Genomic DNA, 24,665 nt, shown 5'->3' on the forward strand with positions numbered 1-24,665 from the left:
GCACCTGTCGCAACTGTGTTATCATCCGCGCACTATTTTGAATGCAGTCTGGAGTGTCTGGAATGAAAGTTACTCTGCCCGCGTTCGGCCAGGCCTCGGTGCTGGTCGTTGGCGATGTCATGTTGGATCGTTACTGGTACGGCCCCACCAGCCGTATTTCGCCTGAAGCGCCGGTGCCGGTGGTCAAGGTGGAAACCGTTGAAGAACGCCCAGGCGGCGCCGCTAACGTGGCAATGAACATTGCTGCGCTGGGGGCGGGTTCCCGTCTGATCGGACTGACCGGGGAAGACGATGCGGCTCAGGTACTGAGTAAAACGCTGAAGGATGTTCGTGTTGACTGCGATTTTGTCACCTTAAAAAGCCATCCCACCATTACCAAACTGCGTGTCCTCTCTCGCAACCAACAGCTCATCCGTCTGGACTTCGAAGAGGGATTTGAGCAGGTGGACGCCGCCCCGATGCACGAAAAAATGCGCCAGTCACTGTCCCGTAGCGGTGCGGTGGTGCTGTCGGATTACGGCAAAGGCGCACTGGACAGCGTTCAGCAGATGATCGCGCTGGCACGCGAGGCGAATGTACCGGTGCTGATCGATCCGAAAGGCACGGATTTTGCGCGCTACCGCGGGGCGACGCTGATGACGCCCAACCTGTCTGAGTTCGAAGCCGTGGTGGGCAAATGCAAGACAGAGAATGAGATTGTGGAACGTGGCATGAAGCTGATCGCCGACTGCGACCTTTCCGCCCTGCTGGTCACGCGGTCTGAAAACGGCATGTCGCTGCTGCAGCCGGGTAAAGCGCCCCTGCATTTGCCGACCCAGGCGCAAGAAGTGTTTGACGTGACCGGCGCCGGGGATACCGTCATTGGCGTGCTGGCCGCTGCTTTAGCCGCAGGGGATTCGCTGGAAGAAGCCTGTTTTCTGGCTAACGCCGCTGCAGGCGTGGTGGTTGGGAAGTTGGGGACATCAACCGTCAGCATCGTGGAGCTGGAAAACGCCATTCGTGCGCGTCCAGAGCGCGGTTTTGGCATCATGACTGAATCCGAGCTGAAAGAGGCCGTCGCCATGGCGCGTCAGCGCGGCGAAAAAGTGGTGATGACCAACGGCGTCTTCGACATTCTGCATGCCGGCCATGTTTCCTACCTTGCCAACGCGCGCAAGCTGGGCGATCGCCTGATTGTCGCGGTAAACAGCGATGCGTCCACCAAACGCCTCAAAGGCGACAGCCGTCCGGTGAACCCGCAGGAAAACCGTATGATCGTGCTGGGTGCGCTGGAAGCGGTAGACTGGGTCGTGCTGTTTGAAGAAGACACGCCACAGCGCTTAATCGCCAGCGTATTGCCCGATCTGTTGGTAAAAGGCGGGGATTACAAACCGGAAGATATCGCGGGCTGCCAGGAAGTCTGGGCCAATGGCGGTGACGTGCGGGTGCTGAACTTTGAAGATGGCATCTCGACCACCAATATCATCAAAACCATTCGCGGCGACTGAGTCATGGCGGCGGGAGCCCGGGCTCCCGCCCGCCCTTTATTTAGCCGGTTTGTCAGCAGGATGTGCGGCTGGCACGATGGCCGGTGCCGGGCCAGGTGTGCTGGTGGCAGCGGGCGCGGCAGACGCTGAACTCTTGCTTTCCAGCTGAGCGAGACGCTGTTCCAGCGCCGCCAGTTTTTCACGCGTACGCAGTAAAACCTGAGTCTGGACATCAAACTCTTCACGGTTGACCAGATCCATGCGGGTCATTTGTGCCTGCAGCGTCTGCCGGATTTTCTTCTCGACATCATCGCCAAATTCACGAACTCCCTTCGGCAGCGCGTCATGAACCTGACGGGCCATTTGTTCAATTTTTTTCGTGTCGATCATGATGGTTTCCTGGTTACGGGTTGCTATGGCAGCATTGTACCAACGCTAGAGTCACTTAAGTGTAATGCCTGAATTGAAAAGGTTAAACCTGAAATCCTTAGCGCAAAAAATGCTAAAGCAATAATGGCTTTGTGGATTGCCGCCCCGAATAGGAAGCGTTATAGTTAAAACGCTTATTCTCAGGGCGGGGCGAAATTCCCCACCGGCGGTAAATCAGCCCAGGCTGACAGCCCGCGAGCGCTTCACTATGATGGTGAAGGTCAGCAGATCCGGTGAAATTCCGGGGCCGACGGTTAAAGTCCGGATGGGAGAGGGTAACGACATCTGTCAGGCATTATGTCTGTTTTGCGTCATTGCTACGTCTATACGGCGTCACTCCTAAGCTTGCCCTGATTCTGGTAACCCAATACATTTAAAAGGTTTTATTACCATGAATCAGACTCTACTTTCTGAATTTGGCACGCCGAAACAGCGTGTAGAACGTGCTATCGCTGCACTCCGTGAAGGACGCGGTGTGATGGTGCTCGACGATGAAGATCGTGAAAACGAAGGCGATATGATTTTCGCTGCCGAAACCATGACCGTCGAGCAGATGGCTCTCACTATTCGCCACGGCAGCGGTATCGTGTGTCTCTGCCTGACCGAAGAACGCCGCCAGCAGCTGGCATTACCGATGATGGTGGAAAACAACACCAGCGCCTATGGCACAGGGTTTACCGTGACCATCGAAGCGGCGAAGGGCGTCACCACCGGCGTATCCGCGCAGGATCGCATCACTACCATTCGCACGGCGATTGCCGATAACGCCAAACCCGAAGATCTGAACCGTCCGGGCCACGTTTTTCCCCTGCGTGCCCATGATGGTGGTGTTCTGACCCGCGGCGGTCATACTGAAGCGACCATCGATCTGGTCACGCTGGCGGGCTTTAAACCTGCAGGCGTCCTGTGTGAACTGACCAACGACGACGGCTCTATGGCGCATGCGCCTGAAGTGATCCTGTTCGCGAAACAGCATGCGATGCCGGTCGTGACGATCGAAGATCTGGTTGCCTATCGTCGCGAGCACGAAACGCGTCAGGCCAGCTAACCGGCTTACTGTCAGGCCAGAAATACTGGCCTGATTGCTTCACTTCTTCCCCCATCCTTCCTGCTTATCTGACTCATCTTTTTCGTTCAAATTTCCTGACAGAGAACATCATGCTTATCCGCGTGATAACCCCTGCAAACAGCGTATCGTAGTGCTCATAGAGTGAACACATTAAGGATCGCTATGAGCCAGTTACGTATGCCAGCACTGTTTTTGGGACACGGCAGCCCGATGAATGCGTTAGAAGAAAACCGTTACACCGAAGCCTGGCGTAAAGCCGGTGCCACGCTGCCACGACCGCGGGCCATCCTGGCCATTTCGGCTCACTGGTATACCCAGGGAACGGCGGTCACAGCGATGGAAAACCCGCGTACCATTCATGACTTTGGCGGTTTTCCGCAGGCGCTTTTTGATACCCGCTATCCCGCGCCGGGTTCGCCTGAACTGGCAAATGAAATTGCTGAGATTTTATCGCCCGTGCCGGTTCATCAGGATCATGCATGGGGATTCGATCACGGCTCGTGGGGCGTGCTGATTAAAATGTATCCTGAGGCGGATATTCCGGTAGTCCAGCTTAGTATCGACAGCGGTAAGCCTGCGGCCTGGCATTTTGAGATAGGCAAAAAGCTGTCTGCCTTGCGCGATCGCGGTGTCATGATCGTCGCCAGCGGCAATGTGGTACACAACCTGCGTAAGGTTCTGTGGGGCGGCGGAAACGCTTATGACTGGGCGACCGGATTCAACAACTATGTGCGCGATAATCTGGCGGTTGACGCCGGAGCAGATTCCCATCCGTTGGTGAATTTTATGCAGCATCCGGATGCGGCGTTATCCAATCCCACGCCGGAGCACTTCCTGCCGTTGCTGTACGTGCTGGGGTCCCGTCAGCCAGGTGAGGCCGTAACCGTACCTGTTGAAGGTATGGAAATGGGCGCAATCAGTATGCTGTCGGTACAGGTCGGCTAGAGAGAAACCAGGCCAGCGTGCTGGCCTGGAGGAAAGCGCTACTCGATAAACGCGTGCGGATAGAAACGCGAAAGATCCTGGGTGATCAGGTCGCGATCTTCGCGCAGGCCGATGCCCGCAGGCTGATCGTCAATCAACCAGCTACCAATCAGGGTATAGCTGTCGCCAAATTTCGGCAGCGGATGGAACTGCTGGACGATCATGCCTTCTTCGCCGTAAGGACCGTCCACACGGGCGATCTCTTTGCCGTTTTCCACAATACGAATGTTGGCCCCTTCGCGCGAGAACAGTGGCTTAACTACGTATTTCTCCATCGGTGGCACATCGTCTTCGGCAAACCAGGCGGGCAACAGGTTAGGGTGATTGGGGAACATCTCCCACAGCAGCGGCAGCAACGCTTTGTTTGACAGGATGCTCTTCCATGCCGGCTCCAGCCAGCGTACGCCCGCATCGGCCAGCTTGGTAGAAAACATCTCGCGCAGCATGAATTCCCACGGATAAAGCTTGAACAGATTACTGATGACCTGATCCTGGGCGTCAGTAAACTGGCCCTTTTCCCCCAGCCCTATCTCATCAATGTAGAGAAATTCGCTCGGCAGTCCGGCTTCCGTGGCACAGTCCTGCAAGTATTGCACCGTCCCACGATCTTCATCGGTATCACGACAGCAGGCGAAATGCAGCCAGTTAAACCCCTGTTGCTGATGAAGCACCGTAAAGCGTTCAATGAGTTTCTCTTGCAGGCTGTTGAATTGATCGCTGCCCTGCGGCAGCTGACCGGCATTGAGCTGGTCTTCGAGCCACAGCCACTGGAAAAACGCCGCCTCATACAGCGACGTAGGCGTGTCGGCGTTGTTCTCCAGCAGTTTGGCATCGCTTTTGCCGTCCCATGCGAGGTCGAGGCGCGAATAAAGCGAGGGCTGACGCTGTTGCCATGAATCACGCACGAAGTCCCAGGTATGCTTAGGAATGCGAAATTTGGTGAGCAGCGCTTCACTGTTCACCACTTTTTCCACGACCTGCAGGCACATCTGATGAAGCTCGGCGGTGACGTCCTCAAGATAATCAATCTGCGCCAGCGTGAACTGATAGTAAGCCTCTTCACACCAGTAGGGCTCACCGTGCATGGTGTGAAAACGAAAACCAAACTCCGTGGCTTTTTCCCGCCAGCCCGGGCGCTCTGAAATCGCGATGCGTTGCATAAGCGGGGTTAGCCTCCCAGCGAACGGCTGGAGGTGCCGGACGCGCTGCTGCTACGCTGCATGCTGTTTTGCTTCGCGACCGTTTCACCAAAGCCACCCCGCGTAATCGTTGAGGTGGTGGTCGGTTTAGGCGCCATGGCGGTTTTAGGAACCGTCATGGTTTTACCAGAGGTGGCGTTACCATAATTACGGCCGGACGCATCAACGAACTGACCGTTAGCCGGGCTGTTTGGCGTTTTGGGTGAGAACAGCGGCTGCTGCGCAAAACCCGCGCCGCCGCCCATCATGCGGCCCATCATATAGCCCGCCATCAGCGGCATCCAGAAGCTGCCGCTTTGCTGCGACTCGGCATTAGTGCTGCCCACGCCAGCCTGTGCAGGCGCCTGCTGACACTGGTTTTCACCAAATTCTGCCACGCAGTCTTCACGTGTGGCGTATTTCGGTGCGGTACGTTCCGCTTCCTTTTTGGCGTTGTTAAACGCGGTGGTGCATTGCGCACTCTGGCCGGGATTGGCTTTCGTACAATCATCGGCGTTCTGATAGAGCGAGACGGTTTCGTCGTTTTGTTCACAGCCTGCCAGCATAAATACCGCTGAAACAGCGATAGCAACAGGCGTTAAGTGTCTTGCTTGCCAGCTCTTACGAAAGGCGGCATAGCGGATCGTTTTAGTCCGTTTCATTATAAATATCCTGTGCCCAAAGGTAGCGCATAGAATAGGGGATGAGTGGCGAGAAATGAAGCTAACGGCCAGGCAGGACGGGGATCTTTACTTAGTTATACGTTTTTAAGAGAAGCGGGCCGCAAAGCGGCCCGCAGGGCGATCAGTTAGCGAAAGGGTTACGGCTGCTTTTATGGGCGGCCGGGCGCACCGGCGCCGTCGCGGTTTCAGAAGAACTCGCGATGTGATCTTCACCCAGTACCTGCTGAACGTTCTGGGGCTGAACGGTTTCCGGTGAGGTGGAGATCTCTTTGCCTAACTGGCTGTTGAGAATGCCCAGACTCTGCTCGTTCAGCGTGCCCAGCGCATAGCTGATATTTAGCTGATTAATCAGATAGCTGTAACGTGCATCGGACAACTGCTGTTTCGCGTTATACAGGGTTGAGGTGGCGTTCAACACGTCAACGATGGTACGCGTACCGACCTGATAACCGGCTTCCATGGCGTCTAATGAACTCTGCGCAGAGACCACGGCTTGCTTGTACGCCGCAATGCTGCTCGCGGACGCATTCACGTTGTTGTAAGAAGAACGTACCGTCTGAACCGCAGAGCGGTGAGCCGCCTCCAGCTGTTCGCTGGCGCTGACAAAGTTATATTGCGCCTGCTTCACCTGTGAGGTCACGCTGCCACCGCTGTAAAGCGGAAGCGTGAAGCTCAGGCCGACTTTACTGTTTCCTGTAATCGAGTCTGTTGAGTTTGCACTCTGTTCAGCGCGGCTTCCGCCGTATTTGCTGTTAGACAGACCGGTAGACGCGGTCAGATCGAGCGTTGGCAGGTGGCCTGATTCCGCAGAGCGGATCTGTTCACGAGCTAAATCCTGATTCAGACGGGCAGAAAGCAGATTAAGGTTACGGCTTTCTGCCTGCTTGAGCAGCGCGTTAACGTTATCAGGTTTGGTGGTTTTAAAGCGATCGATGTTCAGTGAGGCCAGTGCCAGATAGTCCATGCCGGTGATCTGACGCAGAGACTCCACCGAGTTATCCAGATTGTTACGCGCCGTGACTTCATTGGCCAGCACGCTGTCATACTGGGCGCGGGCGTTCTGCACGTCGGTAATGGCCACCAGGCCCACGTTAAAGCGCTGAGTGGTTTGATCCAGCTCGCGGTAGATGGACATCTTCTGTGCTTCGACGTAAGAAAGCGTATCAATGGCTTTCAGCACGTTGAAATAGGCCGTCGCGGTATTCAGAATCAAATCCTGCTGAGCAACCTGATAGGTGACGTCCTGAATACCTGCGGTTTTTTCCTGCAGGGTCAGCGCGCGCCATTTTGACATGTCGAAAATGGTTTGCGTCAATTGCAGTGTGCCACTGGTCGTGTTGGAATGAATACCGCTACTATCACGATAGCCATTTGCATAGCTGTAATCTGCACCCAAACCCAGTTGTGGTAATAAAGGGCTGCGCGCTTCGTTGATTTTCTCAAACGCAGCATCGCGAGTGGCAGCGGAGCTCCGCAGGTCCGGGTTGCTTAAACGCGCTTGTTGGTAAACCTGAAGCAGGTTTTCTGCCTGACTGGCGACGCTGAAACCGCCCAGGCTCAGCCCAATAAATAATGGGAGCAGTTTTTTCATTTGCATTCCTTTTGTTGCAGCAAATCGCAATGATAGTGCCGCCGGTAAGCCAAAAATTATCGCAGATTCTAGCAGAGGGCAACTGTGAGATAAGGTGGCTGAACGTGCCATATTTGCGTGTTTCAGGTAAATAACTCTGTAATGACTGTTTAGATAGTGCCCGGGCTTGTGTTTTATCTGTGTCATCCCAATCTGCAAAAGGAACCAAACGATGAAGGACAATAAAACATCACCTGTGACTTTCACAAAAAATGATGTAGAAATTATTGCACGTGAAACGGCCTACGACGGTTTTTTTTCCATCGTTCGCTACCGTTTTCGCCATCGTCTGTTTAAAGGCGGCATGAGCGGAGAAGTGACGCGTGAAGTTTTTGAGCGCGGCCATGCTGCCGTCCTGCTACCTTATGATCCCATCCGTGATGAAGTGGTGCTGATTGAGCAGATCCGCATTCCGGCCTTCGACTGCAGCCCCACGCCCTGGCTGCTGGAAATGATTGCGGGCATTATTGAACCCGGTGAAACTCCGGAACAGGTGGGACGCCGTGAAGCATCAGAAGAAGCCGGTCTGACCGTTGGCCGGGTGAAGCCCGTGTTGAACTATCTTGCCAGCCCGGGCGGCACCAGCGAACGTTTATCAGTTATGGTGGGAGAAGTGGATGCCGGCCTGGCAACAGGATGCCATGGCCTGGAGGAAGAGAATGAGGATATTCTTGTGCATGTCGTAAGCCGTGAACAGGCTTACCACTGGGTGGAACAGGGGATTATTGATAACGCGGCATCTGTCATCGCCTTGCAATGGCTGGCACTGCACCATAAAGAACTTCGAGAAGAGTGGACGCAAAAATGAAACAGCGCTATATCCCTGATTTCCCCGAGATGATGCGGCTGTGCGAAACCAATTTCGCCCAGTTACGCCGTCTGCTCCCGCGCGATGACGAGGCAGGCGCATCGGTTAGCTATCAGGTGAGCGGCGCCCGCTATCAGTTAACAATCGAAGAATCAACACGTTACACTACTCTGGTTGAAATTCGCCAGACGGCACCGGCGGTGAGTTACTGGAGCCTGCCTTCCATGTCTGTCAGGCTGTATCATGACGCCATGGTCGCTGAAGTGTGTTCAACACAGCAGATCTATCGGTTTAAAGCGCGTTATGATTACCCGAATAAAAAGATGAATCAGCGTGATGAAAAGCATCAAATCAATCAGTTCCTCGCTGACTGGTTACGCTACTGTCTGACGCATGGCGCCATGGCAGTACCGGCTTGCTGATACGTATAATGCATTGAACGGCGTAGAGACGAAGGAAACGCTTTGGATAGCCTGCTAACTCTTCCTGCGGCAACAGAATCTGGGGTGCGGATTCTGCAAGTGACGGACACGCATTTGTTCGCAGGAAAACACGAATCGCTGCTGGGAGTGAATACCTGGTCGAGTTATGACGCCGTGCTGGACGCGATCATCGCACAACAGCGCGACTATGATCTCATTGTGGCCACCGGCGATCTCTCTCAGGATCACTCGGTCGAAGCCTATCAGCATTTTGTTGAGGGCATTTCGCGCCTGCCAAAACCCTGTGTCTGGCTGCCGGGTAATCATGATTTCCAGCCCGCAATGGTGGATACGCTGGCCAGGGCCGGCATCAACGCGCATAAGCATGTGCTGGTGGGCGAACACTGGCAGGTCGTGCTGCTGGACAGTCAGGTCTTCGGCGTGCCTCATGGCATGTTAAGCGACTATCAGCTCGACTGGCTTGATAACGCCCTCGCGCGCTTTCCCCTGCGTCATACGCTGGTGCTGCTGCACCACCATCCGCTTGCTTCAGGCTGCACCTGGCTTGATCAACACAGTTTGCGCAATCCCCATCAGCTTGATGCCGTGTTACAGCACTATCCGCTGGCAAAGACACTGGTGTGCGGCCATATCCATCAGGAAATGGATGTGGCGTGGCACGGTCGCCGCGTGCTGGCCACGCCTTCCACCTGCGTGCAGTTCAAACCGCACTGCACCAGCTTTACCATTGATACCCTTGCGCCAGGCTGGCGCTGGTTTACGCTGCACAATGACGGTCAGCTTGATACAGAAGTGAACCGGCTCAGCACTCAGGCGTTTTGCCCCGATCTTGATGCCGAAGGATACTGACGGATGAAGGCGCTGCTTTACCTGCACGGCTTTAACAGCTCCCCGCGCTCAGCGAAAGCGACGCTGTTCAAACAGTGGCTGAGTCACAATCATCCCGACATAGAGATGATTGTGCCGCAGCTTCCCACTTTTCCGGCCGAGGCCGCGGCGATGCTGGAAGACATCGTGTTAAGTCACAGCGGGCGTGAAATGGGCCTGGTGGGCTCCTCGCTGGGCGGTTACTACGCGACGTGGCTGTCCCAGTGCTTTATGTTGCCTGCAGTGGTCGTCAACCCTGCCGTGCGGCCGTTCGAGTTGCTGGTGGATTTTTTAGGGGAGAATCAGAATCCCTACACCGGTCAGCAATATGTGTTAGAGTCTCGCCACATTTACGATCTGAAAGTGATGCAGATTGAACCGCTGGAAGCACCTGATTTGTTGTGGTTGCTGCAACAAACCGGCGATGAAGTGCTCGATTACCGCCAGGCGCTCGACTACTACAGCGCGTGCCGTCATACGGTGGAAGAGGGCGGAAATCATGCATTTACTGGATTCGAACGCCATTTCCCGCAAATTCTGGACTTTCTGGGCCTGAATCACGCTTGAGTAACGCGGAAATCGCAACCATTTTCTTCTTCTAATCAGACAGTTACCATGAGTCAATCAAGCTATAATGCGGGTGACATTGAGGTCCTGACTGGCCTTGAGCCGGTTCGCCGTCGCCCGGGAATGTATACCGATACGACGCGCCCTAACCACTTGGGTCAGGAAGTGATTGATAACAGTGTCGATGAGGCACTGGCGGGCCATGCCAGGCGCGTAGAAGTGATTTTACATGCCGATCAGTCGTTAGAAGTGACTGACGACGGACGCGGCATGCCGGTGGATATCCATCCGGAAGAAGGCGTCCCGGCCGTTGAGCTCATCCTGTGCCGGCTGCACGCGGGGGGGAAATTCTCTAATAAAAACTACCAGTTTTCCGGTGGCCTGCACGGCGTCGGCATTTCGGTGGTCAATGCCCTCTCTAAGCGTGTTGAAGTCAACGTGCGACGTAATGGTGAGATCTACAGTATCGCCTTCGAAAACGGTGAAAAAGTGCAGGATCTGACCGTCACGGGCACGGTTGCGAAGCGCAACACCGGCACCAGCGTCCATTTCTGGCCGGATGAGCACTTCTTTGACAGCCCGCGCTTCTCGGTGTCCCGCTTATCACACCTGCTTAAGGCGAAAGCCGTGCTGTGTCCAGGGGTGGAAATTGTCTTCAAAGACAAGCTGAACAATACCGAACAGCGCTGGTGCTACGAAGATGGTCTGACAGATTACCTGTGCGAAGCCGTCAACGGCCTGCCAACCCTGCCAGAGAAGCCCTTCGTCGGAACCTTTGCCGGTGATATCGAAGCGGTGGACTGGGCATTACTGTGGCTGCCGGAAGGCGGTGAGCTGCTGACCGAAAGCTATGTGAACCTGATTCCCACCATGCAGGGCGGTACCCATGTCAACGGTCTGCGTCAGGGATTGCTGGATGCCATGCGTGAGTTTTGTGAATACCGCAATATTCTGCCGCGCGGCGTCAAACTGTCCGCAGAGGATATCTGGGATCGCTGCGCCTATGTGCTGTCAGTAAAAATGCAGGATCCGCAGTTTGCAGGCCAGACAAAAGAGCGTTTATCCTCGCGCCAGTGCGCCGCCTTTGTGTCTGCCGTAGTAAAAGATGCCTTTAGCCTGTGGCTGAATCAGAACGTGCAGGCGGCAGAACAGCTGGCGGAGCTGGCGATCTCCAGCGCCCAGCGCCGTATGCGCGCAGCCAAAAAAGTGGTGCGTAAAAAACTGACCAGCGGCCCGGCACTACCGGGTAAGCTGGCAGATTGCACCGCGCAGGATCTGAATAAAACCGAACTCTTCCTGGTGGAAGGGGATTCGGCGGGCGGATCGGCGAAGCAGGCGCGCGATCGCGAATATCAGGCGATCATGCCGCTTAAAGGTAAGATCCTCAATACGTGGGAAGTCTCGTCCGATGAAGTGCTGGCCTCGCAGGAGGTGCACGATATTTCGGTGGCGATCGGTATCGATCCCGATAGCGAAGATCTCTCACAGCTGCGCTACGGCAAAATCTGTATCCTTGCTGATGCGGACTCGGATGGGCTGCACATCGCCACATTGCTGTGTGCGCTGTTTGTGAAGCACTTCCGCACCCTGGTAAAAAATGGCCACGTCTATGTCGCCATGCCGCCGCTGTATCGCATCGATCTGGGCAAAGAAGTGTATTACGCGCTGGATGAAGACGAGAAAGAGGGCGTACTGGAGCAGCTGAAGCGCAAGAAGGGCAAGCCAAACGTGCAGCGCTTTAAAGGGCTGGGTGAAATGAATCCGCTGCAGCTGCGCGAAACCACGCTCGATCCCAACACGCGCCGTCTGGTGCAGCTCACCGTCAGTGACGATGACATTGAACAGACTTTGCGGGTAATGGATATGCTGCTGGCGAAAAAGCGATCCGAAGATCGTCGTAACTGGCTGCAGGAAAAAGGCGATAAAGCGGATATTGAAGTGTAATCCGCAGCCTGATGGAAAAAGCCCCTGAACGGGGCTTTTTTTGTGCGTGTTCCGCCAGGATTATTTACCCGGCTCCAGCACCAGAATTTTCACGTCAGTCACATAGTCTTTAATCGCCGTACGATGGGCTTCCATATGCGGCATCTGCTGATGCTGATCAAGATGGCGCAGGGTTTCCCACTGCTCCAGCATAAAAATCGAATCAGGTGAATTGTGTTTCCAGGGCACCTGCGCCTGGTGATCGACCAGAGGGCTGTACTGATGGCAGCCTTCTTCTTCCAGCACGGTAGGGATCACCTGGTGAAACGCATCCAGTACTTTCTGGCGACAGCCTGGCTTAACACAAATTTCAGCAACGACGGTTAACATTCACGTTTCCTCTTTCTGGGTGAACATCTATTTAAGCAAAAATCTCGCGGAGGTGCGTGCGATAACGTGCAATATCACGTGGAACATCCGGCTGTTTCATCACGTCGTTGCAGATAAAGGTCGGCAATGCTTCCATGCCCAGGAACTGATTCGCCTTATGGAAATGCAGATAAAGTCCGTCAACGCCCACGCCTTCAAAGAACTGCTCAGGGTCGGTAAAGGCCTCCAGTGGTGCGTTCCAGGTCAGGGACAGCATATATTTTTTGCCCTGAATCAGTCCGCCTGAACCATATTTTTTTGCGCCGTCGGCACGGGTGCGGCCATCGCTGGCATACAGCTTACCGTGGCCGTCGGTGAAAACCTCATCGATGTAACGTTTCACGGTCCAGGGTTCACCCATCCACCAGCCCGGCATTTGATAAATCACCACGTCGCTGTCGAGATATTTTTGCACCTCATCGGCCACAACATACGCGTGGTCGGCAACGGTGATCGTGACCTCATGGCCCAGATCACGCAGCTGGCTGGCGGCCACCTCGGTCAGCGTATGATTCAGCTCGCCTTTCGAATGGGCGAAGGTTTTACCGCCATCGATAATTAAAATGTTACTCATTAAGCTTGTCTCCCGTATGCGTCAATGGGGGGTAGCTTAGGCCGCGATGCGCGGGAGAAAAATGCGAGAATGATCACAACACTTTTGCGAATAGCGCAATAACCCCCGAGGTTATGTCACCATACCAGCGCAAACTCACTGCCGAAAAAAATACAATGATGAAAAAAACACTCGTAATCACGTTACTGCTGGTGGCTGGCGGCGCGCAGGCCCAGTCGCGTCTGGACAGCGTTCTTAACACCAAAACTCTGAAAGTCTGTACTACCGGGGACTACAAACCTTACAGCTTCCTGAAACCGGATGGCAGCTATGAAGGGCTGGATATCAGCATGGCTGAATCCCTGGCCGCGTCACTGGGGGCGAAGGTGCAATGGGTACCCACCACCTGGAAAACCCTGATGCAGGACTTTATCGCGAAGCAGTGCGATATCGCCTTGGGTGGCGTATCGGTCACGCTGAAGCGCCAGCAAACGGCCTGGTTTGCGCAGCCGTTAGGCGTGGACGGTAAAATTCCGCTGGTGCGATGCGCCGATAAGGCGAAGTACCAGACGGTCGAACAGATGAACCAGCCCAGCGTGCGTCTGGTTGAGCCAGCAGGGGGCACGAACGAGGCGTTTGTTCACAGCCACTTACCTCAGGCTGCGTTAACGCTGTTTCACGATAATGTGACCATCTTCCAGCAGCTGGTGGACAATAAAGCCGATGTGATGATCACCGATGCCTCAGAGGCGCTGTATCAGCAAAAACGCTTTCCTTCCCTGTGTGCGCTCAACCCGGATAAACCGCTGCAGTACGGTGAAAAAGCTTACATGATTCCGCGTGATGATATGAGCTGGAAGCAGTATGTCGATCAGTGGCTGCACCTGAGCACCGCGACCGGGGAATATGCGCAGATCGCCCAGCAGTGGATGGGTGTGATGAAGTAAGGCGAAAGCAGGGGGTTTACCTGATGTGTTAACGCCGGGCTTCAAAACTGCAGATAGCCGTCCGAAATGGCGCACATGCGTCACTGTGCCCACCGTCACGGGAGCGGAACAGACAATTCGCAGCGCTGAGCAGAGCGAGGAAGCCAGAATTTGCCCGCAGGACGCGGGCAAAAAGCGGAGCCGGTACAGGAAGTACCGTCTCCGCTGGTTCGTCAGGCTGACGAACGCCGCGAAGGCACCGCGTTAGCGGCGCGAGGACGTCAGATCCGATACCGTGGCGGTGGGAACCGCACGGAACACCAACCACACATTTTTACCCTTCAGTACTCAATACAGCGAGGCTTTTCCCAGTCCGCCAAACAAGTTCATTTTGTAGCGAATGACCGCCTTGGCCGCCTCAATCGCTTCAGGATAAATCACGTTTGGATCCCACCAGGTTTCGCGGGTTAAGACTTCGCGCACCTTCTGGAAATAGGCATATTTCATATCGCTGGAAATATTGATTTTACCCACGCCCAGCGTAACCGCCTCCGCCACTTCGGCATCGGGATTCGCCGAACCGCCGTGCAAGACCAGCGGAATGGACACGCGCTGAGAGATATCCCGCAGAATATGCATTTGCAGTTCGGGCTTCATATCTTTGGGATAGATACCGTGCGCCGTGCCTATTGCTACCGCTAAGGTATCCACGCCGGTGCGCTGCACAAAGTCTTCCGCCTGCGCGGGATCGGTGTAAATCACTTTACTGACGCCGCCCTCTACCGAGGTGCCGGTATCGCCAATAGTCCCCAGTTCGCCCTCGACAGATACGCCCACCGCGTGCGCCAGCTTCACTACCTCTTTAGTCAGCGCCACGTTTTCTTCATAGGGCAGCAGCGAGCCGTCAATCATGACCGATGTAAAGCCACACTGAATAGCGCGCAGCACGTGGGCAACCGAAGCACCATGATCCAGATGCAGGGTAAAGGGCACGGTACTTTTCAGGGTGCGCTCCCGAACATAGCCAAAAAACGCATCCGTCACGAACGCCAGTTCGCTGGGGTGAATAGAGATAATGGCCGGAGTTTGTGTGGCTTCGGCTTCTTCCACCACCGCGCGGATAAAACAGCTGTCGGCCACGTTAAATGCGCCTATAGCAAAGCGGTGTTGGCGGGTGGGGCTTAACATCTCTTTCATTGAAATCAACATGTTAAATCTTCCTCAGCTTGTTTTACGACAAAGGGATGCCCTGCGCTGACGTTCAGAGACGCGCACCGGGTTACAGCAGAAAAAAATCAGATCTGATTAGCGGAGCCGGAACAGCTCAGATAGTCATGTACGACTTCGCAGCAGGCGGCCTCCATCAGCGCCAGCAGATCAGGCAGCTCAGCAGCGGGATGCTGCTTAAGCGCCTGATGGAGCGCCTGCTTGCCTGCATCAAAGACCGCCGCGCCAACGTTAATCTTGGCGACGCCGTGCTGACTGACGCGTCGAATATCGTCGGCTGGCGTGCCGCTGCCGCCGTGCAGCGCCAGGGGAACCGGCGAAACCCCATGCAGCGCAGCCAGACGCTGAAAGTCGATTTGCGGTTTGACGCCAGCGGGATAGAGCCCGTGCGCGGTCCCAACCGACACCGCTAACAGATCGATGCCCGTTTGTTGCAGAAAGGGCACCACGTCCGCCACCTGGGTCATTTTCACCGCAGCGTCTGCCAGCGCATAGGTTGGGGCATCGGCGATATGCCCCAGTTCGCCCTCCACACAAACCCCGGCGGTATGCGCCATCTCGACCACTTTTGCCGTCTGGCGAATATTTTCTGCCAGCGGCTCGGAGGAGGCATCGATCATCAGTCCGGTAAACCCGGCCCGAAAGGCCTGTCCAATCAGCGGAAAGGCTTTTCCGTGGTCAAGCGCCAGCGCGATCGGCACGCTGGCATTCGCTGCCAGCGCCTGAACCAACGGCACGGCGACAGCGGGCGGGAAATGGCGGCTGTGCCCCTGATAAACATTCAGGATCAGGGGCGCGCGTTGCTCCTCCGCCGCCTTCACTGCCGCACGTGCGCTCTCCAGATTGAAACAGTTGATGGCCAGTACCGCATACTGGTTACGGGCAGCCCGTGCGATCAGGTCGTTCATTGCCGCGTACATACGCACTCCTTATTCCAGTGTGAATTTAATGTCGTCGTCACGAACGCTGTGATCTTCCACGTCGTCAAACTCTTCGTCGGCTTCGGTCACCGGCTTTTTCAGCAGCGATAGCATCACGCCACAGATCGTGCTGCCGATACCGAGCGCCAGGCAGAACAGCCAGGGTTTGGTGAAGAGAGGCACCACGAACATGCCGCCGTGAGGCACGGGCGCTTCGACGCCCCAGACCATAATCAGCCCGCCGGCGACGGCGGAAGCCACCACACAGCTGCCGACGACACGAAGCAGATCGCGGGCAGCAATCGGGATCACACCTTCAGTGATCATGCAGATCCCCATGGGAAAGGCCGCCTTCAGCGCCTCTTTTTCCGCGCGGGTGTACTTATGGCGGGTTAACAGCCAGGAAAGGGTGATACCAAAGGGCGGGATCATCGAACCGACAAATTTGACCGCTTCCGGTCCGTAAATACCGTCGACCAGCATGCCATCCGCGAACAGCGACATGGTTTTATTGACCGGCCCGCCAAAGTCGAAGGTGGCCATCGCCCCCAGAATGGCGCCCATAACGAACTTCGAACCGCCCTGCATGGATTCCAACAGCGCAATCAGCGCCTTCTGCAACCAGACGATGGGCTGGCCGATGAAGGTCATCATCAAAAGCCCGGCGATAATGGTGCTCAGCACCGGTAACACCATGATCGGCATCAGGCCCTGCATCGACTGCGGCAGCCGAATGCTGCGGCGCAACAGAATCACCGTATAACCCACCAGGAAGCCGCCAAGGATGCCGCCGATAAAACCCGTGCCGATCTGGCCGCAGATAAAGCCCACGATTAAGCCAGGCGCAAAGCCCGGCCTGTCGGCAATCGAGTAGGCGATGGCGGCGCTAATCAACGGCACGATCAATCCCATGCCCCAGCCGCCCATCTGGTTCAGCATCCAGGCAATCGTGCCGGGATGTTTGCCTACGTCCGGACCACCGATGACCTGGCCCAGCGCGATACAGATCCCGGCGGCGACAATCAGCGGGATCATCCAGGAGATCCCCGTCAACAGATGACCTTTGATCTCCTGTCCGTACTGTCTTTTGTTATCGTTCATTGTGGATCTCCTCAGGCACGCGCCAGTGAATCCGCCACTTTTTCCAGAAACTTAATCGGCGACTTGATCACCACTTCAGTTTTCACCCTGACGATCGGTTTGCCGCGAAAGCGTTCCTCACCGTTGATCTTGACATCCACCGCCAGAATGACGACATCGGCGGCGGCGATGGTTTCCGTATCGAGGGCGTTTTCAGTACCAATGGTGCCCTGCGTTTCCACGTGGATGGTGTGACCAAGGGCATGGGCTCCCTTGATCAGTTTTTCGCGCGCAATGTAGGTATGCGCGATACCCGCCGTGCAGGCGGCAACACAGACAATGTTCATGGTCTACCTCGGACGTGTAGGATTAACAGAGGTCGGTTTCGGCGTACTGACTGAACAGCCGAATGATTTCGCTGGGGTCGTTTTCCACCAGCAACTGCGCAATCACCTCATCATCGGCCAGCGCACTGGCCACCTGGGACAGCAGGCGAATATGGGGGGTATTTTGATCTTCAAGGCGAACGGCAAACAGGATGATGCAGCGCACCTGGCTGCCATCCAGCGTTTCCCAGGGAATATCCTGCTGGCTGCGCCCAATAGCTAACGTGGTCTGTTTCACGGCTGACGATTTCCCGTGGGGAATGGCAATGTGATTTTCAAACCCTGTCGAACCCTCTGCCTCGCGTAGCCAGACATCCTTGATAAAGGCCTGTTTATCGCTAATCGCACCGTCACTGAACAGCAAATCGGTCAGTTCAATGATGGCCTCCTCTTTACTGCTGGCTTGCAGGTTGAGATTGACGCGGCGTGGCGTAAGAATGCGAGAAATATCCATCAGTCAGACCTCATTCAGTTAATGTTCTGCCAGGGCGCTGTTAACGGCCTTCGGCAGTTGGCTGCCAATCATGGCGTCAGTCACACGGCGAATATCGTCGTCATTGAAAAACGCGGTCACATACACGGTAGGAAACAGCGAGGTGTCGAGGTGAATAGTCGAGATCACCAGATCAACCGGCTCCTGTTGGCAAAAATCGCCGAGGTTACTGGCCGAAATGACGCCCGCAATAATCCAGTCCGGGAACGCGCGCAGAATACGGCTCTTCAGGAGATGCGAGGTGCCGACGCCGCTGGAACAGACCAGCAAAATGCGTTTATGGGCGATTTGCCGTTCCAGCGCGGCCTGAAAATGGACACATAAATAGCCCACTTCGTCGTCCGCAATCGACCCGTAATGAAAACGCGCGGCGGTAAGCTGCATGGCCCGCTGAGTCAGCGTAAAAATTTCACTCAGCTCCGTTTTAATATCATCGAGCAATGGATTACGAATGCTAATATGATATTTCAGCCGGTTAAGTAATGGCTTAATATGGAAAAGTAAACCTTCAAATAATAAAGGATCGGCAGTGAGGTCCTGTTGAATAAGTTCTGAGAAGCAGCGAATTAATTCAACCGTAATATTACGCGAGGCTTCATTCGATAATTGATATTGCGGCAACATATCGCTGCCGCGTTCTTCAACCACAATGCCCGACGAAATAATGTACTGATAAATAAATCCGACTTCATCCGCCGGCACTGACTGGTCTAAACGTTGTTCAACCTGTCGCACCATCTGACGGGCAATCTTCAGAATGCGATTATCCATTTCCTGAGCGCTCAGCGCTAAGGGCAGAGATAAAGCCTTACCCTGCGACATGCGGTGGATCATAATCAGGATGTGGGTGGACAGATTGATGTAGTACGCATCGCTCAGTGGATAGCCAAGCTGCTGCTCCATCTGCTGCAGTAAGGTCTGCACAAACGCCACATCCTCCTCGCCAAAATAGTGGATCAGCGCCTGGTAACTGCCCGGGTCCAGCCGCGGTAGCGCCGTGTTACTGCCACCGTTATGCTGCATAACATCGTTAATCAGCGATACCATCGCCTGACGTAATGCCTGCTCACTGCCTTCGACATGCGTACCGCTCTGACTTCTGACCAGCGCCAGCGCCAGCGGTTGTAGCCACTCTTCAATGACCTTTAAATCGTTGACGATAGAAGCGTGACTAATGAAATAGCGTTCAGATAACTTACTGATGGAGGTTTCACGCGGCGCATCCCTCAGCAGCTGTGACAGAATTTTCACCCGGCGTGCATTGTTGCTTAAACCTTCAGACCAGTTCTCTTCACTGGCCAGATGCTGCTGTAATCGCAGGCGTTGCGCGATATCCTCGGTTTGCAGTATCACGCTGCGACCGGGCAGCTTGATCAGCTGTGCCTGCCAGGCGCCCAGCCAGATTTCCAGGCTTTGCAAATCGCGATAAATACTTTTTTCAGAAACGGTTAACTGCTGGGCTAATTGCGTTAAAGCCAGCGGCGTACCCGCCTGCAGCAGTAATTTCAGTAACCGGTGTTGTCGTGAAGTCAGATTCTGCATTCAGTCACCTGTCTATTATTTCGTTAGCGGTGCTTAAGTGGCAATTCGTTAAATCCAACCTGGAAAAAAATAAAAGTGTGTAACAGCGTTAAAATTGAATGTAGGGCGTGGAAGGCGAATCAACAATACTAAATGTTGTCCCCGAAACGGGACAGGATTAATACGCTATAACGTCGCCGGTAATTAATTGCGAGCGCGGTCACAAACTATTAGAAATAAGACATTCGGCATTTTGTCCTGAGGCGGATTTTCGGCGATCGGTCAACCGGGAAAAAACCCCAGGCCTGACTGCGTCTGGCCTGTGACTAACACCCACGAATAAGGTACTATCCTCGCCAAACAACCGCCGGGTGATCCGCCGTTGCGGGTCACGATGTGAGGATGAGGACTTAATGAGCGAATTGACGCAGGATGGTGCAGAGCGTCTTGCCCTGCATACGTTTACTGAGAATGCGTACTTAAATTACTCCATGTACGTCATCATGGACCGCGCGCTGCCTTATATTGGCGACGGTTTAAAGCCCGTGCAGCGCCGCATTGTCTATGCCATGTCAGAGCTGGGGCTGAACGCCACCGCCAAATTTAAAAAATCCGCCCGTACCGTCGGTGACGTGCTGGGTAAATACCATCCTCATGGCGACAGTGCCTGCTATGAAGCCATGGTACTGATGGCACAGCCGTTCTCCTACCGCTATCCGCTGGTCGATGGCCAGGGAAACTGGGGCGCGCCGGACGATCCTAAATCTTTCGCCGCCATGCGTTATACCGAGTCGCGCCTGTCGAAGTATGCCGAAGTGCTGCTGGGCGAGCTGGGGCAGGGCACGGCTGACTGGGTGCCGAACTTTGACGGCACGATGCAGGAGCCCAAGATGCTGCCGGCGCGGCTGCCGAACATCCTGCTGAACGGCACCACCGGCATTGCGGTGGGCATGGCAACGGATATTCCGCCGCACAACCTGCGTGAAGTGGCGCAGGCCGCTATCGCCCTGATTGACGATCCGAAAACCAGCCTGGATGCGCTGCTGGAAATCGTGCAGGGCCCGGATTTCCCGACTGAAGCCGAGATCATCACGCCTCGTGACGAGATTCGCAAAATCTATCAGAACGGACGCGGTTCGGTGCGTCAGCGCGCGGTGTGGAAAAAAGAAGACGGCGAAGTGGTGATCACCGCGCTGCCGCATCAGGTATCCGGTGCGCGCGTGCTGGAGCAGATCGCCAACCAGATGCGCAACAAAAAGCTGCCGATGGTAGAGGATCTTCGTGACGAATCCGATCACGAAAACCCCACCCGGCTGGTGATCGTGCCGCGATCCAATCGCGTCGATCTTGAGCAGGTCATGAACCACCTGTTCGCCACCACCGATCTGGAAAAAAGCTACCGCATCAACCTCAATATGATCGGCCTGGATAACCGTCCGGCGGTGAAAAACCTGCTGGAGATCCTGTCTGAATGGTTAGTGTTCCGTCGTGACACCGTGCGCCGCCGTCTGAACTACCGTTTAGATCGCGTGCTGCGCCGTTTGCATATCCTTGACGGTTTGCTGGTGGCGTTCCTCAATATTGATGAAGTGATTCATATCATCCGTACCGAGGACGAGCCGAAACCGGTACTGATGTCGCGCTTTGACATTAGCGAAACCCAGGCTGAAGCGATCCTTGAACTCAAGCTGCGTCATTTGGCCAAGCTGGAAGAGATGAAGATTCGCGGCGAGCAGAGCGAGCTGGAAAAAGAGCGCGATCAGCTGCAGGCGATTCTGGCGTCCGAACGCAAAATGAATACGCTGCTGAAAAAAGAGCTGCAGGCAGACAGCAACAATTTTGGCGACGACCGCCGTTCACCGCTGCGTGAGCGTGAAGAAGCGAAAGCGCTGAGTGAAACCGAGCTGGTGCCGTCCGAGCCTGTCACCATTGTGCTGTCGCAGATGGGCTGGGTGCGCAGCGCTAAAGGACATGACATCGACCCGGCAGGGCTGAGCTACAAAGCGGGCGACAGCTATCTGGCGGCGGCGCGCGGCAAGAGTAACCAACCTGTGGCCTTTATCGATTCCACCGGACGCAGCTATACGCTGGATCCCACCTCGCTGCCGTCGGCACGCGGGCAGGGCGAGCCGCTGACCGGTAAGCTGACGCCACCGCCGGGTGCCGTTATGGAGCAGGTGCTGATGGAGCCGGAAGAGCAGCGTTTGCTGATGGCGTCTGATGCCGGATACGGTTTCATCTGTACCTTCAACGATCTGATTTCGCGCAACCGTGCGGGTAAAGCGCTGCTGACGCTGCCTGAAAATGCCCGCGTGATGACGCCCATGGCTGTCCATCACGAAGATGACATGCTGCTGGCCATTACGCAGGCGGGCAGGATGTTGATGTTCCCGGTCGGCGAACTGCCGCAGATGTCGAAGGGCAAGGGCAACAAGATTATCTCGATTCCGTCTGCGGATGCCGCGTCGGGAGCGGATAAACTGGCCTGGCTGATGATCCTGCCACCGGGCAGTGCGATTACGCTGCACGTGGGCAAACGCAAGCTGCTGTTACGCAGTGAAGAGTTGCAGAAGTTCCGTGCCGATCGCGGCCGTCGTGGCACACTGCTGCCGCGCGGCCTGCAAAAAATTGATCGGGTCGAACTGGATGCGCCGGCACGTCCCGGCAGCGCGGACAGCGACGCGTAATTCACCCGGCTGGCCCCGGCCAGCCGTGTCACATTGAGGAAAATATGTTACTGATATTACGCACTATTATCGTAGTGATTTATTCAATATTGCTGAGTTTTTTTGGCTGTATCTGGTGCCTGTTCTCGCCACGTAATCCGCGCCACGTTGCGACCTTTGGTCACCTGTTTGGCAAATTATCGACGCTGTTTGGGCTTAAAGTTGAGCTTCGTCGGCCCGAAGGCGCGGATAACTACGGCAACGCGATTTACATCGCTAACCACCAGAACAACTACGATATGGTCACCGCAGCCAAGATTGTGCAGCCAACAACGGTCACCGTCGGTAAAAAAAGCCTGTTGTGGATACCTTTTTTTGGTCAGCTTTACTGGCTGACCGGCAACCTGCTGATCGATCGTGACAACCGCGCCAAAGCACACGGGACGATCGGTGAGCTGGTGGATCAGTTTAATAAAAAACGCATCTCCTTCTGGATGTTCCCGGAGGGCACGCGTAGCCGTGGTCGTGGGTTGTTACCCTTTAAAACCGGGGCATTTCATGCCGCCGTTGCCGCAGGCGTGCCGATCATTCCAATTGTAGTATCGAATACTCACGGCAAGATTAACCTCAACCGCCTGAAAAACGGACTGGTGATTGTGGAAATGCTGCCGCCGGTGGACGTGAAACAATTTGAATCCTCTTCGGTGCGCAAGCTGGCGACTCACTGCCGGGAATTGATGGCGGCCAAGCTGGAAGAGCTGAACGCCGAAGTCGAAGAACGCGAAAAAAACGGTAAAATCTAACCGATAAGCCCTTTATCGGACTATTCTGCATGGATGCCCCACGGCGAGTCAGCATGACGTTGCTCGCCGTGCACGCAGCACAGCAATGACAGCAATAAAAACAGAGTTGGCGGTTCAGCGCCACGCGTAAAAGGTCTGAAATTCAATGTCTTTCAGCAGACGTCAGTTTATCCAGCTTTCTGCCGGTGCGGCGCTCAGTGCCGCGCTTGTACCTCATGCGGCGCGTGCCGCTTCTGCGGGCGGTGATACGCCCCTGCCTGTCCCGCCGCTACTGGAATCTCGCCGCGGTCAGCCGCTGTTTCTGACCCTGCAGCGCAGCCACTGGTCGTTTAACGGCGATAACAATAAAGTCCCGGTCTGGGGCATCAACGGCATGTACCTCGGCCCCACGGTGCGCGTGTACAGCGGTGATGATGTCAAACTGATTTACAGCAACCGCCTCAATGAACCCGTTTCAATGACGGTCAGTGGCCTGCAGGTGCCGGGCGCACTGATGGGCGGCGCGCCGCGCATGATGTCAGCCGGGGTCGACTGGGCGCCGGTTTTACCGATTCGCCAGAGTGCCGCGACCTGCTGGTATCACGCCAACACGCCAAATCGCATGGCCCCGCACGTGTACAATGGCCTGGCGGGCATGTGGCTGATTGAGGATGACATCAGCAAGCAGCTACCTTTGCCGAAACATTATGGCGTGGATGATTTCCCCCTGATTATTCAGGATAAACGGCTGGATAACTTTGCCACGCCGGTTTATGACCCACCGGGCGACGGCGGTTTTCTCGGCGATACGCTGCTGGTTAACGGTGTGCGTAACCCTTTTGTCGAGGTATCACGTGGCTGGGTCCGTCTGCGGTTGCTTAACGCCTCCAATGCGCGGCGTTATGAACTGAGCCTCAGTGACAACCGGCCCTTCACGGTGATTGCCAGCGATCAGGGCTTTCTGCCGTCACCCGTCGCCGTACAGCGCTTAACTCTGGCGCCGGGCGAACGGCGTGAAGTCTTAGTGGATATGTCGCAAGGGGATGAAGTCTCCATCACGGCAGGCACGGCGGCGGGCATTATGGATCGTTTGCGCGGTTTCTTTGAGCCCTCCACAATCCTGACCTCAACGCTGGTGCTTACGCTGCGGCCTACCGGCCTGCTGCCGCTGGTGACGGATAACCTGCCGATGCGTTTGCTAGCCGATCAGATTCTGGATGGCGCCTCGGTGCGCACGCGTGAGTTCCGCATTGGCGACAGCCTGCCGGGCATCAATGGTGCCGTCTGGGATATGAACCGCATTGATTCTACCGCACAGCAGGGCACGTTCGAACGCTGGATTATTCGCGCCGATCGTCCGCAATCTTTCCACATCCAGGGCGTCATGTTCCTGATTAAGAGCGTAAACGGCGCTCAGCCCATGGGCGAAGATCGCGGCTGGAAGGACACGGTCTGGGTGGACGGAGACGTAGAGCTTCTGGTGAGCTTTACGCAAAGTTCTTCTGAGCATTTTCCGTTTGTCTATCACAGCCAGACGCTGGAACTGGCGGATCGCGGCACGGCAGGTCAGCTGCTGACGCAACCTACGCTGTCTTAGCGGCACACGTGCTTCAACAGGGCAGGAGAGCCTCTCCT

Annotated in this window: 24 protein-coding genes and 1 riboswitch; of the genes, 12 read left to right on the forward strand and 12 right to left on the reverse strand. The window is 55.4% G+C overall.

The window, feature by feature from the left end; all coding sequences use genetic code 11:
- Nucleotides 1-62 precede the first annotated feature (62 nt).
- On the forward strand, nt 63-1,487 hold the full coding sequence (hldE, locus tag NXS97_RS16275) for a bifunctional D-glycero-beta-D-manno-heptose-7-phosphate kinase/D-glycero-beta-D-manno-heptose 1-phosphate adenylyltransferase HldE (RefSeq protein WP_116220051.1): 1,425 nt from the start codon (nt 63-65) through the stop codon (nt 1,485-1,487).
- A gap of 36 nt (nt 1,488-1,523) precedes the next feature.
- On the opposite strand, the gene NXS97_RS16280 is transcribed toward hldE, so the two are convergent.
- Nucleotides 1,524-1,856 (reverse strand): ubiquinone biosynthesis accessory factor UbiK, encoded by a 333-nt coding sequence (locus tag NXS97_RS16280; protein ID WP_013027248.1) that lies wholly within the window; start codon nt 1,854-1,856, stop codon nt 1,524-1,526.
- Between the two features lie 171 nt (nt 1,857-2,027).
- Nucleotides 2,028-2,176: riboswitch (FMN riboswitch) on the forward strand.
- A gap of 110 nt (nt 2,177-2,286) precedes the next feature.
- Here NXS97_RS16280 and ribB point away from each other — a divergent pair.
- Both ribB and ygiD read left to right on the forward strand, forming a co-directional pair.
- Nucleotides 2,287-2,943, forward strand: coding sequence for a 3,4-dihydroxy-2-butanone-4-phosphate synthase (gene ribB, locus NXS97_RS16285; RefSeq protein WP_013027247.1), 657 nt, complete (start codon nt 2,287-2,289; stop codon nt 2,941-2,943).
- Nucleotides 2,944-3,126: 183 nt separating this feature from the next.
- Entirely contained in the window at nt 3,127-3,909 is a 783-nt protein-coding gene (gene ygiD / locus NXS97_RS16290) for a 4,5-DOPA dioxygenase extradiol (protein WP_116220050.1), read from the forward strand.
- A 38-nt stretch (nt 3,910-3,947) separates the two neighbouring features.
- Here the strand turns inward: ygiD and NXS97_RS16295 are convergent, their stop codons facing one another.
- The 3 genes from NXS97_RS16295 to tolC form a co-directional block, all read right to left on the reverse strand.
- A complete protein-coding gene (locus tag NXS97_RS16295; protein ID WP_014594637.1) occupies nt 3,948-5,108 on the reverse strand; it encodes a glutathionylspermidine synthase family protein in 1,161 nt (386 codons plus the stop codon).
- An 8-nt stretch (nt 5,109-5,116) separates the two neighbouring features.
- Nucleotides 5,117-5,788: a DUF1190 family protein gene (locus tag NXS97_RS16300; RefSeq protein ID WP_013027244.1), complete on the reverse strand. Its 672-nt coding sequence runs from the start codon at nt 5,786-5,788 to the stop codon at nt 5,117-5,119.
- Between the two features lie 142 nt (nt 5,789-5,930).
- Entirely contained in the window at nt 5,931-7,400 is a 1,470-nt protein-coding gene (gene tolC / locus NXS97_RS16305) for an outer membrane channel protein TolC (protein ID WP_024471050.1), read from the reverse strand.
- Between the two features lie 211 nt (nt 7,401-7,611).
- Between tolC and nudF the strand changes: the two genes are divergently transcribed.
- From nudF to parE, 5 genes are read left to right on the forward strand one after another with little or no spacing between them, the layout of a single operon-like run.
- On the forward strand, nt 7,612-8,247 hold the full coding sequence (gene nudF / locus NXS97_RS16310) for an ADP-ribose diphosphatase (RefSeq protein ID WP_013027242.1): 636 nt from the start codon (nt 7,612-7,614) through the stop codon (nt 8,245-8,247).
- Nucleotides 8,244-8,669: a DUF1249 family protein gene (locus tag NXS97_RS16315; RefSeq protein WP_014605031.1), complete on the forward strand. Its 426-nt coding sequence runs from the start codon at nt 8,244-8,246 to the stop codon at nt 8,667-8,669. The genes nudF and NXS97_RS16315 overlap by 4 nt, the downstream gene beginning before the upstream one ends.
- 42 nt (nt 8,670-8,711) lie before the next feature.
- Nucleotides 8,712-9,539 (forward strand): 3',5'-cyclic-AMP phosphodiesterase, encoded by an 828-nt coding sequence (cpdA, locus tag NXS97_RS16320; protein ID WP_014605032.1) that lies wholly within the window; start codon nt 8,712-8,714, stop codon nt 9,537-9,539.
- Between the two features lie 3 nt (nt 9,540-9,542).
- Nucleotides 9,543-10,124, forward strand: a complete 582-nt coding sequence (gene yqiA, locus NXS97_RS16325; RefSeq protein WP_013027239.1) for an esterase YqiA — start codon at nt 9,543-9,545, stop codon at nt 10,122-10,124.
- Nucleotides 10,125-10,172: 48 nt separating this feature from the next.
- A complete protein-coding gene (gene parE, locus NXS97_RS16330; RefSeq protein WP_014594634.1) occupies nt 10,173-12,068 on the forward strand; it encodes a DNA topoisomerase IV subunit B in 1,896 nt (631 codons plus the stop codon).
- Between the two features lie 60 nt (nt 12,069-12,128).
- On the opposite strand, the gene NXS97_RS16335 is transcribed toward parE, so the two are convergent.
- Nucleotides 12,129-12,437, reverse strand: a complete 309-nt coding sequence (locus NXS97_RS16335; protein WP_013027237.1) for a putative quinol monooxygenase — start codon at nt 12,435-12,437, stop codon at nt 12,129-12,131.
- 31 nt (nt 12,438-12,468) lie between these two features.
- On the reverse strand, nt 12,469-13,050 hold the full coding sequence (locus NXS97_RS16340) for an NAD(P)H-dependent oxidoreductase (RefSeq protein ID WP_015699497.1): 582 nt from the start codon (nt 13,048-13,050) through the stop codon (nt 12,469-12,471).
- A gap of 113 nt (nt 13,051-13,163) precedes the next feature.
- Between NXS97_RS16340 and NXS97_RS16345 the strand changes: the two genes are divergently transcribed.
- Nucleotides 13,164-13,976, forward strand: a complete 813-nt coding sequence (locus NXS97_RS16345; RefSeq protein WP_013027235.1) for a transporter substrate-binding domain-containing protein — start codon at nt 13,164-13,166, stop codon at nt 13,974-13,976.
- Nucleotides 13,977-14,303: 327 nt separating this feature from the next.
- Here the strand turns inward: NXS97_RS16345 and NXS97_RS16350 are convergent, their stop codons facing one another.
- The 6 genes from NXS97_RS16350 to NXS97_RS16375 all read right to left on the reverse strand — a co-directional run bounded on the left by NXS97_RS16350 (nt 14,304) and on the right by NXS97_RS16375 (nt 19,603).
- A complete protein-coding gene (locus NXS97_RS16350; RefSeq protein WP_014605034.1) occupies nt 14,304-15,164 on the reverse strand; it encodes a ketose-bisphosphate aldolase in 861 nt (286 codons plus the stop codon).
- An 86-nt stretch (nt 15,165-15,250) separates the two neighbouring features.
- Nucleotides 15,251-16,102: a class II fructose-bisphosphate aldolase gene (locus NXS97_RS16355; RefSeq protein ID WP_028715807.1), complete on the reverse strand. Its 852-nt coding sequence runs from the start codon at nt 16,100-16,102 to the stop codon at nt 15,251-15,253.
- A gap of 9 nt (nt 16,103-16,111) precedes the next feature.
- Entirely contained in the window at nt 16,112-17,203 is a 1,092-nt protein-coding gene (locus NXS97_RS16360; RefSeq protein ID WP_013027233.1) for a PTS fructose transporter subunit IIC, read from the reverse strand.
- 11 nt (nt 17,204-17,214) lie between these two features.
- The gene (locus tag NXS97_RS16365; RefSeq protein ID WP_013027232.1) at nt 17,215-17,529 is read right to left on the reverse strand and encodes a PTS fructose transporter subunit IIB; all 315 of its coding nucleotides are present in this window, start codon (nt 17,527-17,529) and stop codon (nt 17,215-17,217) included.
- Nucleotides 17,530-17,551: 22 nt separating this feature from the next.
- Nucleotides 17,552-18,022, reverse strand: coding sequence for a PTS sugar transporter subunit IIA (locus NXS97_RS16370; protein ID WP_014594631.1), 471 nt, complete (start codon nt 18,020-18,022; stop codon nt 17,552-17,554).
- 18 nt (nt 18,023-18,040) lie between these two features.
- Nucleotides 18,041-19,603, reverse strand: a complete 1,563-nt coding sequence (locus NXS97_RS16375) for a transcription antiterminator (protein WP_014594630.1) — start codon at nt 19,601-19,603, stop codon at nt 18,041-18,043.
- Nucleotides 19,604-19,995: 392 nt separating this feature from the next.
- Here NXS97_RS16375 and parC point away from each other — a divergent pair, with 392 nt between their 5' ends.
- The 3 genes from parC to ftsP all read left to right on the forward strand — a co-directional run bounded on the left by parC (nt 19,996) and on the right by ftsP (nt 24,627).
- On the forward strand, nt 19,996-22,269 hold the full coding sequence (gene parC, locus NXS97_RS16380) for a DNA topoisomerase IV subunit A (RefSeq protein WP_014605037.1): 2,274 nt from the start codon (nt 19,996-19,998) through the stop codon (nt 22,267-22,269).
- Between the two features lie 44 nt (nt 22,270-22,313).
- Nucleotides 22,314-23,051 (forward strand): 1-acylglycerol-3-phosphate O-acyltransferase, encoded by a 738-nt coding sequence (locus NXS97_RS16385; RefSeq protein ID WP_014594628.1) that lies wholly within the window; start codon nt 22,314-22,316, stop codon nt 23,049-23,051.
- Nucleotides 23,052-23,196: 145 nt separating this feature from the next.
- On the forward strand, nt 23,197-24,627 hold the full coding sequence (ftsP, locus tag NXS97_RS16390) for a cell division protein FtsP (protein ID WP_013027227.1): 1,431 nt from the start codon (nt 23,197-23,199) through the stop codon (nt 24,625-24,627).
- Nucleotides 24,628-24,665: the final 38 nt, after the last annotated feature.

The sequence above is a fragment of the Pantoea sp. B623 genome (genome assembly GCF_024814475.1).
GTDB classification, from domain to species: Bacteria; Pseudomonadota; Gammaproteobacteria; order Enterobacterales; family Enterobacteriaceae; genus Pantoea; species Pantoea ananatis.